12 protein-coding genes and 1 pseudogene are annotated in these 12,876 nt (G+C 65.9%); 5 read left to right on the top strand and 8 right to left on the bottom strand.

The annotated features are described in order from the left end of the window. From ABT154_RS33350 to ABT154_RS33340, 3 genes are all read left to right on the top strand, one after another. Positions 1-627 (top strand): 3'-5' exonuclease (locus tag ABT154_RS33350; protein WP_351862052.1); only part of this gene is annotated, 627 nt, incomplete at its 5' end. Between the two features lie 284 nt (positions 628-911). After that, positions 912-2,915, top strand: a complete 2,004-nt coding sequence (locus ABT154_RS33345; RefSeq protein WP_351862050.1) for an ATP-dependent nuclease — start codon at positions 912-914, stop codon at positions 2,913-2,915. After that, on the top strand, positions 2,903-4,537 hold the full coding sequence (locus tag ABT154_RS33340) for a UvrD-helicase domain-containing protein (protein ID WP_351862048.1): 1,635 nt from the start codon (positions 2,903-2,905) through the stop codon (positions 4,535-4,537). The genes ABT154_RS33345 and ABT154_RS33340 overlap by 13 nt, the downstream gene beginning before the upstream one ends. A 22-nt stretch (positions 4,538-4,559) precedes the next feature. Here the strand turns inward: ABT154_RS33340 and ABT154_RS33335 are convergent, their stop codons facing one another. The 5 genes from ABT154_RS33335 to ABT154_RS33315 form a co-directional block, all read right to left on the bottom strand. Continuing rightward, positions 4,560-5,612 carry an ArsO family NAD(P)H-dependent flavin-containing monooxygenase gene (locus tag ABT154_RS33335; RefSeq protein ID WP_351862046.1) on the bottom strand — a complete coding sequence of 351 codons (1,053 nt, stop codon included), beginning with the start codon at positions 5,610-5,612 and terminating at the stop codon, positions 4,560-4,562. Positions 5,613-5,650: 38 nt separating this feature from the next. Beyond that, positions 5,651-5,881 (bottom strand): hypothetical protein, encoded by a 231-nt coding sequence (locus ABT154_RS34045; protein WP_502969661.1) that lies wholly within the window; start codon positions 5,879-5,881, stop codon positions 5,651-5,653. A 1,032-nt stretch (positions 5,882-6,913) separates the two neighbouring features. After that, positions 6,914-7,072 (bottom strand): hypothetical protein, encoded by a 159-nt coding sequence (locus tag ABT154_RS33325; protein ID WP_351862044.1) that lies wholly within the window; start codon positions 7,070-7,072, stop codon positions 6,914-6,916. Between the two features lie 5 nt (positions 7,073-7,077). Next, positions 7,078-7,575 carry a hypothetical protein gene (locus tag ABT154_RS33320; protein ID WP_351862042.1) on the bottom strand — a complete coding sequence of 166 codons (498 nt, stop codon included), beginning with the start codon at positions 7,573-7,575 and terminating at the stop codon, positions 7,078-7,080. Next, the gene (locus ABT154_RS33315; RefSeq protein WP_351862040.1) at positions 7,575-7,997 is read right to left on the bottom strand and encodes a sigma-70 family RNA polymerase sigma factor; all 423 of its coding nucleotides are present in this window, start codon (positions 7,995-7,997) and stop codon (positions 7,575-7,577) included. The genes ABT154_RS33320 and ABT154_RS33315 overlap by 1 nt, the downstream gene beginning before the upstream one ends. Positions 7,998-8,794: 797 nt before the next feature. On the opposite strand from ABT154_RS33315, the gene ABT154_RS33310 reads away from it, so the two are divergent. Next, positions 8,795-9,031 (top strand): hypothetical protein, encoded by a 237-nt coding sequence (locus ABT154_RS33310; RefSeq protein ID WP_351862038.1) that lies wholly within the window; start codon positions 8,795-8,797, stop codon positions 9,029-9,031. 149 nt (positions 9,032-9,180) lie between these two features. Here ABT154_RS33310 and ABT154_RS33305 read toward each other — a convergent pair whose 3' ends face one another. From ABT154_RS33305 to ABT154_RS33295, 3 genes and pseudogenes are all read right to left on the bottom strand, one after another. Continuing rightward, a complete protein-coding gene (locus tag ABT154_RS33305; protein WP_351862037.1) occupies positions 9,181-9,456 on the bottom strand; it encodes a hypothetical protein in 276 nt (91 codons plus the stop codon). A 6-nt stretch (positions 9,457-9,462) separates the two neighbouring features. Continuing rightward, a pseudogene (locus ABT154_RS33300) lies at positions 9,463-10,652 on the bottom strand (dihydrofolate reductase family protein). Positions 10,653-10,675: 23 nt separating this feature from the next. Continuing rightward, the gene (locus ABT154_RS33295) at positions 10,676-12,103 is read right to left on the bottom strand and encodes a helix-turn-helix domain-containing protein (protein WP_351862035.1); all 1,428 of its coding nucleotides are present in this window, start codon (positions 12,101-12,103) and stop codon (positions 10,676-10,678) included. A 287-nt stretch (positions 12,104-12,390) separates the two neighbouring features. Between ABT154_RS33295 and ABT154_RS33290 the strand changes: the two genes are divergently transcribed. Continuing rightward, positions 12,391-12,876: an ATP-binding protein gene (locus tag ABT154_RS33290; protein WP_351862034.1), complete on the top strand. Its 486-nt coding sequence runs from the start codon at positions 12,391-12,393 to the stop codon at positions 12,874-12,876.

Below are 12,876 nucleotides of genomic sequence, written 5' to 3'. Positions count from 1 at the left end.
CTCCTGCGCGTCCGGCGACCAGGTCCGCGCATCCCCCACCAGATCACTCACACACTGTCAACGAGCCTGAACTCAAAGCGTTTCGGATCAATAGCTGACATGGCGATGCTACGAAGTAGTGTGCTGGAGGGGATCGAAGCGGGCGACGTCGAAACGGCGGAGCAAGCGGAAGATGCTCTCTCTGCATTCGAGCGCTTGGTCGCGCAGGCGGGATCGCTACATGCGGCAGCAGCACAACTTCGAGTCGTAGACCGCAACACCCCCATCGAGCCCGGCGTCCACCTGCTGAATGCGCACACCGGTAAAGGCCAGCAGTTCGATTGGGTATTCATCCCTGGCTTTGAGGACTTCCACATCCCCGACAGCCGAGCAGACACGCCGGACACCTTGGCTGAGGAGCTCCGCGTTGTCCTCGTCATGGTCTCCAGGGCGCGCCACGGAGTCGTTGTGAGCAGCGCCCGCTCACTCATTTCCAATGCCGGCAGACCGTACGCCACCCGGGCCAGCCGGTGGTGGCCCGTGATCACCGCGGCTTGCCTGATGACCTCCGACGACTTCAGCCAGCACATTGCCAAGCTGGAAGTGCCGGCGGGTCAAGATACGCCCCAGGCTACGAAGCGGCCGTGAGCTGCTGACGGGGGAGTCCCAGACAGACTGGCCTGCCCGCCTGCTCAATGAAGCGTTCGAAGACGTCCAGAGTGCCCGGCAGCAGCAGAGCCGTCAGGTTGCATCGCCTGAAGCCGAGCAACGACGGTCGGCAGGCGGAACCGAGAGATTTGGAGTCCCATGGACCACTTTGAGCCATCGGGGGATCTGGACCTCCTCCGTGTCAGATACTGCCCTGACCCCGGTGCTGACCTGAGTCATATGCCGGGGCCCTAGCGGAGCCCACGATCGATGTCAGGAGTGCGATGCAGCTGACGCATGCCAAGGTGATCAACTTCCGCGCCCTGGACGACGCGGACGTGCGCATCGAACAGAAGACGACACTCATCGTGGGGCGCAACAACAGCGGCAAGACATCATTCGTCAACCTGTTCGAGAAGTTCTTCGGCGATGATGAAACAAGGTTCACCCTGGAAGACTTCTCCACGGGTCGCATCGCCGAAATCGAACGTGCTCGCCAAGTCTTCGCCGAGGCACAGGAACACACCCTCCAGAGCGATCAGGACGTCCAGGACGACAAACTATCCAAGGCGTACGAGCTCGTACCTTCCATCCGGCTCGAGCTCACAATTGAGTACGACGAGTCCGATGACCTCACCCCCCTATCCGACGTAATCCTTGACCTCGACGACTCCTGCTTTACGGTTCGAATAATCGCCTCGCTCGAGGCAGACCGACCGCACGACTTTCTCCAAAATTTCTTGGAGGCCAGTCAACGTCACAAGTTCGATTCCACCAAGTGGCTTCGGAAGAACTTCGCAACATACTTTGCACCCAAGTATCGAGCCGTCAGCCCGATGGACGAGCAGGTGACGAAGGAGATCGGGCGCGGGGCCGCACAGGCAATCGTCTCGGTTAGGTTTATCTACGCACAGACCAAGGTGGACGACTCCCCGGCTGACAAGGCTCGAACGCTGTCGAAGACGTTCGAAACCTACTATCGACTCAGAAGCGGACCTGAAGGGCGGCATCAAAGTATCGAGCAGATCGAGGACGCATTGACGGCCGCGTCTGTAGAGCTCGACAGCAGCTATAAGGCCCTCTTCGACCCGGTCTTCGAGGATCTCCACAGCTTCGGGCTTGGGACCATCACACCTGTCGAGAAACCCCGCATCGTGTCCCTCATGGAAGGGACGGGCATACTCAAGGGCAGTGCACGTCTCCAATACCCGTCCGGCGACGGAGACTTTCACCTCCCCGAGGGACACAACGGGCTCGGCTACAGCAAACTGATATTCACCATCCTCCAGGTAATCAGCTTCCATCAATCGTACGAGCGCGCCTCTCCGAAACCTGCTCTGCAGGTGCTATTCATCGAAGAACCGGAAGCCCACCTGCACCCCCAAATGCAGGAGGTCTTCATCAAGAATATCCAGGACTTCATCGGACGCAAGGCTCCGTGGAATGTACAGGTGATCATAACCACCCACTCATCCCACATCGTTGCGAGTGGCGGATTCGATTCGATTCGCTACTTCGATCGTGCTGGCGTCAGCGGGAAGGTGAAGGATCTCTCCACGTTCCAGGCTAACGTTAAGAAGACGTCCAGCGGTGACGAGACACTCCGATTCCTGCGCCAATACATGGTCCTGCACCGGTGCGACATGTTCTTCGCTGACAAAGTCATCCTCATCGAGGGGACTGCGGAGAGACTTCTGCTCCCCGAAATGGTGCGCCGCTGCGCAGGAGGGCTCCTCCATCAATACGTTTCAGTCATCGAGGTCGGCGACGCTTACGCGATCCGATTCCGTGAGCTGTTGGAGTTCCTAAACGTGAAGACCCTCGTCATCACCGACATCGACTCGATTATTCCGTCGGACCAGAAGACTTGCCCACCGGGCACCCCTGGAGCGATCACAGCAAACTCCACCCTCAAAAACTGGCTCCCGGGCCGCTCCGAGATCACGGATCTCGTAGCGGCGGTTGCCGACGCCAAGGAAGACGGCCACGTGCGCGTCGCCTACCAGATTCCGGAGAATCCAGGAGGTATCTGCGCACGAAGCTTCGAGGATGCCTACATCATCGCGAACGCGGCCGGCCTCGCCCGAAACCTTCGAAACCTGCAAATGAAGCGTGCTTTTCTCCAGGAAGTTGGCGCGGACCCAACTACTGAGGACATTGAAGCCAACGCATTCGAGATCGCCAAGAATCTCGCCCGACACAAAACTGACTTCGCGTTCGACGTCATGCTCCTGGAAGACTGGTCAGTTCCCCGTTACATCGCCGAAGGACTTCAGTGGCTCACCTAGACACATTCGACGCAGTCGTCACAGAGCTGAAGTCACGACGCAGCTTCCTCATGGAAGCCGGCGCAGGTGCGGGCAAGACAACTGACCTCGTACGCACCCTTCAGCACCTTCTCAGCTGCCGACGTTCAGAGCTGGAGTCTCACGGCCGGCGGATCGCCTGCATCACATACACGAACGTCGCCAAGCGGAACATTATCGAGCGCATCTCAGCGGACCCACTTGTCACCGTCGGAACCATCCACGAGTTCCTTTGGAGCGTCATTCGGGACTATCCTCGGGAACTGTGGCAACAGATCCTCCAATACAACAACGGCCTGCGCAAACCGGAAGATCTGGACGGAATAGCCACTCCGTCAGCCATCGAATATTCCGACCGGGGTCGGAAATTGAGCGAAGGCCGCATATCTCACGATGACGTCATTGCACTCTCGCTTCGCCTCGTAGCCGCCCACCCAAAGCTCATACGCATCATCACCGGTAAGTATCCGGTGATCCTCGTCGACGAATACCAAGACACCTCGCCCCAGACAATAGAACTCCTGCTTGACTATCTAGCACAAGCGGGCAAGGAGCCTTGCGTGGTGGGCCTCTTCGGCGACTCCATGCAGAAGATCTACAGGTCTGGGGTGGGCGCCGTTTCGCACGACCGCCTGACGGTCATCACCAAGCCACAGAACTATCGATGTTCACGTTCCGTTGTCGACCTTCTCAACAAGATGCGTCCGGAGCTCCGACAGGTGGCGACTGGCAACCAACAGGTTGGCGAGGTTCACCTATTCCTCAATACGGACACGCCATCCGGCCAAGATCGGCTCTCCTCAGCTGAATCCGACTTGGTAGGCATGGGCTGGTCACTGGAGAGCTGCAAGTACCTGATGCTCACGCACCGTGGTATCGCAGGAAGCCTCGAGTATGCCAACCTGCTTGAACAGTACCGAGGACTCGGTAGCCGCGGCCCCGACGACCTGATGTCTCGCAACGAGCCCTACATCCAATTTCTGACACGAATCGAGGCCCTGTGCGCGGCACATCACGCCAGGGATTATGCGGAGCTGACGAGTCTGCTCGCGCAAGGTAGACGACGCATCACCCAGCACGCCGACAAGCGAACTGTGAGCGAGGCTATCCGCGAGCTAAACCTTCTACGCGCCAACGGAACAATCGGCGAGGTCTTGGACTTCATGGACAACAGTCCACTGCTGGCCATGCCGAGAAAGGTGAAGGAGCGCGAACGTCGCAGAACCGCGCTCCATCTCGACGAACGTCAGCAACGGCAAGCTGACTTCTCCACCAACCTCCGCGGTGTTGCCTACCAAGAAGTCGTCAGCGTCACCCGATTCATCGACGAGCTCACGCCCTTCTCCACCCAACACGGCGTGAAGGGAGATGAGTTTGAGAACGTAATCGTCGTGATCGACGACTCCGCCTGGACCATGTACAGCATCGGCAAGATGCTAGCCGGGACCGATACGCCAGACCGCTCTCAGCGTTCGCGGAACCTCTTCTACGTCTGCTGTTCACGTGCACGCCGGGGCCTAGCCGTCGTTTTCATGCACGACCTCCCGGACGGAGCCGAAGCAACGGCCCGCGACTGGTTCAGCTCCGGCACCGTCCACCCCTGAGATAGCCAGACAACAGCCTGGCTCACAACAGGTCGGGGATGGCTCGGGCCGCCTCTCGGGCCGTACGGCCCACGCCGACCAGAGTCGCCGACGCCGGGCCCGTCCAGTCGCCGTAGCCGAGGAGGTGGATGCGGGGGTCGGTGGCGCACTGGGTGCCGTGGGTGGGGATGTGGCCGTCGGAGGTGCGGAGGGCGAGGGACGTGAGGTGGGTGAGGGCGGGGCGGAAGCCGGTGCACCAGATGATGGCGTCCGCCTCGGCGGTCATGCCGTCGGCCCACGCCACGCCGGTCGGGGTGAGGCGGTCGAACATCGGGGTGGCCTTGAGGAGGCCGGCGTCGCGGGCTTCGCGGACGGGTGGGACGGCGACGATGTCGCCGAGCGCGGAGATGCCGCCGGTGTCGGGGCGGCCCTCGTCGAGGGCGCGGCGGCGGGCGGTGGCGGCGTCGAAGAGGGCGCGGCCGTCGATGTCGTCGGGGAGGTAGCGGGGGTCGCGCAGGGTGGCCCAGGTGAGCTGGGTGTCGTGCGCTAGGTCGGCGGCGATCTGGGCGCCGGAGTTTCCGCCTCCGACGACGATGACTCTCTGGCCTGCGAACGTCGCCGCGTCGTCGTACTCGACGGTGTGGAGTTGGCGGCCCTGGAAGTCAGTCTGGCCGGCGATCGACGGTACGAAGGGGCGGGACCAGGTGCCAGTGGCACTGATGACCGCGCGGGCGTGCCAGGTGTCGGAGTCGGTTTCTATGCGGAGGAGTTCATCTTCGTCGTGGACTCCTCGGACACGTACAGGGCGGACGAGGGGGAGGTCGTACCGCTGCTCGTAGTCGGTGAAGTACTCGACGACGTGTCCCGCTTCGGGGAACTGCTCGCCCTGCTGGGGCGGCATGATGCGGCCCGGGAGGGAGGAGTACGCCGCCGGGGAGAACAGGTGGAGGGAGTCCCAGGCATGCCGCCAGGCGCCGCCCGGTGCCGTGCCCGCGTCCAGGACGACGAAGTCGAGGCCGGCTCGGCGCAGGTGGTAGCCGGCGGCGAGTCCGGCCTGGCCTCCGCCGATCACCACAACGTCGAACGTCCTGCTCATGTCGGGGACTTCCCTTCTTCCGATTACTTCGAGTTCGGTTACGTACGGGTGGCGGCGAGGCCGGTGACGGCCGCGACCGCCGCAAGCAGTGCGAACAGGTGAGGGTATCCGCCCAGCGAGCCGGCGAGGGCCGCGCTCGCGAAGGGCGCGAGGGCTCCGGCCGCGGTCGGAAGCGCTCCGAGGAGCCCGGACAGCCGCCCGTAGTGGGCCGCTCCCCACCTGTCCGTGACAGCGGTGGCCTGGGCGAGGGTGAGGTTCCCTCGGATCATGCCTGTCGTCATGGAGCGGGCGACGACCAGGGGGTAGGGCCCTGAGATCGCGGCCAGTGCTGCTGTCGCAAGGCCGCCGCAGGAGATGAGCACGGCGAGACGAAGTCGGGGCCCGGTGCGGCGGGCGAGCAGCCGAAGAAGAGGCGTCCTAGCAAAGGATGCACCGCGCAACGGCGGTCAATCCAGGACACTTTCACGGATCTGCCCCGCCCTTCAGGGATGGCGGGTTACGGGTGCCCTTCCCCAGCTCCCCCGGCACAAGATGCATGCACCAGGCACTGGTCCCCAAGTTTGGTCCCCAGACTCGCGCGAGATCGCAGCGACCCGTCCCATTCAGAGGTCGCGGACGGCCGGTGGCTGGAAGGGACGACTCGTGGCTCGCTGGCCACTGCTGCGATCCCTGCGCCCATGAGAGGCCGCACGGAGCTCGCTTCGCGCGGGTCCTTCCAGACCCCAGCGTTCGGGGTCACGAAGGACACAACTCCCAGAGCGGCACTGGGCGGCAGGGTCCGGGGAGGATCCGGAAGCACCCTCTGCCATCGTGAGGCCTTGCCGGCCTACCGGCAGGTCAAGACGTCCAAAGGTCACGACCCTTGGACCAGCGTCTCGTTTACGGTCAGCAGAAGCTCGCCTGTCGACCCCGACGCCTGGCCGCCCCCCACACCCTCCGCAGGCCCCCTTGGAATTGATCATCTAGGAAACTGAGCCACTGACCGGACCCGGCGAGGCAAACGGACATCCATGAGGACCGTCACCAGAGCTGCTGGAGCCAGTAGCCGACGGCACTCGCGGCGGTGATGCCGGCACCGTAGCTAAGGCCGCGCACGAAGTGGCCGGCGGCGGCACGGCGCTGTCGGCGGCCCCAGCGGAACAGACCGCGGCGGGTCCGCGGCGTACCCGGGCCGCGCGGGCGAAGTGGGGGTGGTGGTCACGGTCGGTCCCTTCCTCGGGGATGCGAAAGGGAGCCCTCCGGGCACTGCGGTGCCCGGAGGGCTCCCTTCGATGTGGGTAACGTGCGGGTACTTCGGTGGATCAGCGGTTGGCGAACTCGCGCAATCGATCGGCCAGGCGCCGGTCGGGCGGGCCGGTTATGCCGCCGTCGTCGTCGGCGAGCCGGTCGACCTCAATCTCCAGCTGTCCGGTGGGGGGTGTGCTGCCGACGGAGCCGTTCTTCCTGACGTAGGAGGCCACCGCGCTCAGACAGTCCAGGAGGACCTCGTCGATTCCGCCGCCTTCGGGGTAACGGCAGTGACCTCGTGCCGCCAGTGAGCAGCTTCGCGGTGCTCACCGAGGGCGAGGTGGTGCAGGTGGAGGCAGTAGGCGGCAATCCGGTTCCCGGCACCGGCGGACAGCTGCCACCAGAACTGGGCGCTCTCGGGGTGGCCGGTGAGGAAGAGCAGGCAGGCGAAAACGGCGGCGCCGTCCTCGTCGAACTCGCCCTGGGTACCACGGGCGGGGGCGTCGGCGAGGCGACTGATGTCGGCCGGGGCACTGGGGGCGTTGATCGCCCACCGGCACACGGTCGACAGCTGCCGGCCCGCCCGGGCGGCGCCGGCGAGGTGGACGGACGGCGATACCGAGCTGCGGCCGGCGTCCGCGGCGAGTCGGCGCAGGGCAGCCCCGACGTCGAAGCGGGGGTTCCCCGCGACGGAGACCGCGGCGTCTTCCAGGAGGTCGTCTATGGTGCGGGTCACTACTGGCCTTCCTTCTGCCGGGCCGCGGCACGGGTGGGCAGGCCCAGCTTCCTGCCCAGGCGTTCCTTGGCCCGGCGGCAGTGGTGGTTCACGGTGCGCTCGTCGATGTGCATGTACCGGGCGACCTGCTTGGTGGAGTACCCCATCAGGAACCGCATCACGATCACCGTGTACTGACGTACCGGCAGCTCGGAGATCGCCTCGTACAACCCGATCTGACTCGGCGCGAACTCCAGTTCGCCACGCAGGGCACGCAGGTTCTGGCCGATCGGACCGTTGATGACGTACGCGGGATCACGCCCCTCCCGGGCGAGGCGCCTGGCCACGTGCCGGTGCAGCACCGCAAGGGTCCGGCGCTCCAGCTCGTCCTCCTGGAGCAGCCCTTCCCAGGAGGTCAGGATCTCCAGGAACACCTCGTGCACGACGTCCTCGGCGTCCTACGGCTGCCGCAGTGGAGTTCGGCATAGAGGTGGAAGAACTCCTGATGGCTGAGGACGAACGCCTCGAAGTCGAGCGGCAGCGGAAACGTCGTGTGTACGCCGCCGGCATGGCCCGGGTCGGACCCGGTCGCGTCACGCACGCGGGCCTCCCGCGTTGTGCGGGCAGAGCAGCACAGCAGTGGTCACGGATACTTCCTTATCGAGGGACGGGCACCAACTCCCGGTGCCGGAGGGCGTGTTGCCCTCCCACCGATCACTTAAGCGAAATCGGCACCCGAACACTCATGCGTGCGCGAAGAAAGTTCACGGACCGCACCCGGACCGCCACGGAACGCAAGATCGAGAAGGCGGGTGAGCACCTCTGAGCAGACGCAATCCCTCCCGCAGCACACCCGCACACACGGCCCATGTGACACACGGCACACCATTCGCGCCTCGTCGGCGCACTTACCCGCGGCCTGAGACCGCGCTCGTCCAGGCGCTCACCACAACATCGGCACCCTCACCACACGGGCTCTGTCACAGGCCGCACGAACTAGTACTCCAGCTGTAGATCGGGGCCCGAGTAGCATGTGGCCCGCGGCCGGAGTTGGCGTGATCATGGGGGTGACGTGACGGGGTCTGCGGGTTTTGGGTGCGCGGCGTGCTGCGCTGAGGACGCCGTGGTGGCGCGGGCGCACCATCAGAGCCACACGGGGGTCCGGGTCGAGAGGATGATTCAGGACGACTCGCATTTCATTGTCTCCGTCCAGCGCTGCGGTCTCTGTTTGCAAGCGTTTGTGAGCGTTTTCACCGAGTACGTCGACTGGGTCGCCTCACGGGACGCGCAGTACCGGACCGTGCTGCCGATCACGGATGCCGAGGCGGACGATCTGATGGCGGGGCGGTTGATCCCGCAGCGGGTCGGGGTCCTGGGACACGGCCGTCGCCATCTGCAGAGCGACTGGCCGAGCGAGGCCGACGAGCCGTCCGTGTACTGGGACAGCGGCGTCTTCGAGGTGCGCGAGGGGTACTGACCCGGACGGCCCCTTGCCGGGCGGCGCCGTCTTTGCCAGGCCGAATCTTGCGGGCGACAGACGACGCCATCGTGACCTACGACGGACGACATGGAATGGACTTTCCCTGGGCCGTCAGACGCTGTAGATCGCTCTTGAGCTGCTGGTGCCTACGCTTTCCGTGGCTTGCGCCGCTTGCCCCAGCGGCTTTGTGGCCGGCTTCGGCCCTGGGCCGGCATCGCCGCGTTGAACTGGGCTTTGGTGGTCACGGCTCGTGGTTCAGGTACGAGCGTGGTTGCCGTTGATCGCCACGGGACGGCCGAGGCCCAGCCGACCAGGTGCATGGTCTCGTCGTAGTGGGGAGCGAACTGCGCGACGTTGATGGTGGGCATCTGGTAGTTCAGGCTGCGGACGTGATAGGCGGCCGCAGATCGCGCCTTCGGCACCTCGGTTCAGAGCAGATGGCAGTTGGGCACCTTGGCGGCGTCCGCGAACTCAGGCAGTTCGATGACCGTGACGCCTGCGCCCTCCAGGAGCTCGGTCCCTTCGGCGCCGGGAACGAAGGTGTCGGGCTCGCGCCAGGCGGTGACGACGCGGCGGATGCCGGCATCGCGGATGAGCTGGGCGCACGGGTGGGGCCGGGAGGCGCGTTTGGCGCAGGGTTCGAGGGAGCTGTAGATCGTGGCGGTGGTGAGTCGGGGATCGGCAGCGGGGAGCTTGGCGAGGGCGGCTTCCTCGGCGTGGTCGTGGGGGTCGCTCTCGCGGGAGTAGCCGCGGGTCAGTTCGGTCCCGTCGGCAGCGACGATGACCGCGCCCACGCTGAAGGCCGTCGTCGAGGGCGGGCACAGAGCGGCGAGCTCACAGGCGAGGGCGAGCCAGGCCCGGTCCGCGGCGTTGGGTGCGCGGCCGTGGCCAGGGGTGCCGGTGGAGAAGGGGGTGTTGCTCATCGGGGCTCCGTCGAGGTGTCCTTGGGTGCGTACCTCAGGAGTACCACGTCGCCGATCTGGCGGGTCTCAAGGAGCCGGAGGCGGGCGGTGGGGCCGCCGAGGTAGTGCGCGGGGCCGAGCATCCGTACGGCGTCGGGCTGGCCGACGAGGAGCGGGGCGATGACGAGCTGGAGCTCGTCGGCGAGTGCTTGCTCGAGGAGTTGGGTGTGGATGGTGCCACCGCCCTCGACCATGAGGCGGTGGATCCCGTGGGACCCACCGAGTACGTCCAACGCGACAGGCCAGGTGTGCTCGGTGGGGACGACGACGATCTCGGCCAGGTCACCGAGCGCCGCCCGCGCCTTGCTACCGGCTTCCTGGCCGACGGCGAGTACGAGCTTCTCCCCTCCGTGGTGCCAGAACTTCCAGTTCGGGTCCAGGTCCCCGGTGCCAGTGATCGTGACCTTCAACGGGTACTCCGGCCGGCCGGCGGCAACCCGGGCCGCACGGCGCTCCTCGGAGTTCACGAGGAGGCGGGGGTTGTCGGCGCGGAGGGTGCCGGCGCCGACGAGGATCGCGTCAACGGAGGCGCGGACGGAGTCGACGCGGTCGAAGTCCTCCGGGTTGGACAGCATGAGCCGGTCTTCACCGGGGCGGGTGTCGAGGAAGCCGTCGATGGAGACCGCAGCGGACAGAAGGACGTAAGGGCGAGACACGGAGAACTCCAAGGGTGAGCAGATCAAGCAGGGTGTAGCACGATGCGGTCGAGCGCGGCCCGGAACTCGGCAACGCCTTCGTCACCCGCCGCAGGGGCAAGCGCCAGGTCCAGCCGCCCCAGCTGACCGATGATCCGGGCGGACCCGGTTTCGGCCGCGATCCCAACAGCCTGCGTACCGATCCTGGCGGCCAGCGTCATGTTCCCGGTGCCCGCGTGGGCACGCGCTGCCCGGGCCAGGTAGACCCCTCGGTCGCGCCGATACATCGCCGGCAGCGCCGCGATCGCGCTGTCGAAGCCGACGGCGGCCCGCTCATAGTCCCCCAGTGCGGCAAGGGAACGGGCACGGGCAGTCCTGATGTACGCCTCATCGAGCCACGAGCCCCAGACTCCGTCGACGTCCGCACGGCCCAGCAGGGTGAGTGCGGTCTCGTATGCGCGATGGGCTTCGGTGCCTTCGCCGAGTATCGCGTGCGCGTGCGCCTCGTGGAGGACGGCGATGACTTCGAGCCGGCTGCCCGGCCGGGCCGTGCGCCGGGCAGCGGCGGCGAGCCCCAGGCCGTCGGTGGGATGGCCGGTATCAACAGCGAGCTGGGCCTTGCGAGCGAGGATGTACGCGGTGAGGTCGGTATCGCCGGTGATATGGGAGGCGTCGAGCGCCTTCGCCGTATGGCCGTACGCGGCGCGATCGTCACCGATGTCCTGGGCGAACCAGCCGGCCAGCTCCTCGTACCGCGTCTCCAGGGCCAGAAGGTCGGCCGCGTCAGCACCACGGGCTGCCCGACGCCGAGCGGCAAGCGCGACAAGCTGCTGCTCCAGCGCGGGCAACACGTGCCGGGGCCCGATGAGGTTGTCGGCTTGGATCATCACGCGGCGAAGGCGTGCGAAGTGCTCGACGGGGGATCCCATGTCGGCGACCTCGGCCGCGGTCGCCACTGTCGGGGCCGGGAGCGCGGTTGCGGCAAGGCCGGCGAGCCCAGAAGCGAGAACGACACGACGAGGAACGGGCACGAAGAGGATCCTTCCGTGGATTCGGGCTGGGACGACGACCGTGTCCGTGTCGTCGTCGACTGAGCCTGCCTGCCCGAACGCGCCGAAGGCCAGGACCTCTGGGGCGCTGGCCCCATGGCTCCGTGCATTGGCTCCATGGACCTGTGTCACGGTTCTGGACACGGGGGCGGGACGCACCTGGGGCTGTGCGCCCTCGGCCCAGTCCCAAAGGCGAACCAACGCCCCTGCAGCGTCGAGGGCCTCGTCGAGCGCAACTGCGGCTTGGCGGGGGACGGGGCGTTCGGCACGTTCAAACCGCCCCAGATGGGAGCGGTCGATCAGGGCCTTGCGGGCGAGTGCCTGCTGCGACAGGCCGCGAGCTTCCCGGAACTGGCGTAATTCGTAGCCCCATCGGTGCCACGGGCCGGCGTCCGGCGTCAGCTCGCTCGGCTGCTGACCCATGCCTCCCCCTCGTGAACTCCTGCCCGTCTTGCGGGTACTTCCGACGGCTCCGCCTGCAGCTGGATGGGGCCAGAGGGGCCAGCGCACGGGGCCCCATGCGAAGTCTCCCGGCGAGGCCGCCCGGCCGTTTTCATCGTCGGTACGAGCTGATCACACCGTATCCGAACGACGCATGCCGAGGCCCTCATTCGCTCATTGCGGAGAAGCGGGCGGCTGGTTCGCGCGCTGCGACGCAACAACCGGGCGCTTCCCTCAAGGGCTGAGGTACGACCTGTGAGAAGGCGATCATGGAACGAATCGGAAACCTGGGCAGCGTGATCGACGCCCCCGAGCATCGGACGAGTCTCACGCTGCCCGCTGACGAGCTGGCGCCGAGTCGCGCCCGCTCCTTCACCCGCGCGGCCCTGATTGCCTGGGGAGTCGAAGACCTCCTGGACGAAATCGTGCTGATCGTCAGCGAGCTCACGACGAACGCCGAGCAGCACGGTCGCCAGCCTGCCGAACCTGACAACTGGCCGAGTGCGGCGGACAGGAACCTTGACGAGATCACGCTGACGCTCGCCTTCCAGGCGGACGTCGTGGGGATCGAGGTGGAGGACAACTCCCCCGAGCCCCCCGTCCCGCGGGTCGCCTCCCCCTTCGCGACTGGCGGACGCGGCCTGTTCCTCGTATCCGCCGTGGCCGACGCCTGGACCGCCTGTCCCAAGCAGGACGGCAGCGGCAAGCGGGTGATCGCCTTCGTGAAGCGTCCCGCGAGCTCCATCGCCCCCTGA

Origin of the sequence: Streptomyces sp. NPDC001728 (assembly GCF_040297565.1) — a bacterium.
In the GTDB taxonomy this organism is placed as follows: Bacteria; Actinomycetota; Actinomycetes; order Streptomycetales; family Streptomycetaceae; genus Streptomyces.
Note: the sequence above shows the minus strand (reverse complement) of the source record. Positions and strands in the feature narration are given on the sequence as shown.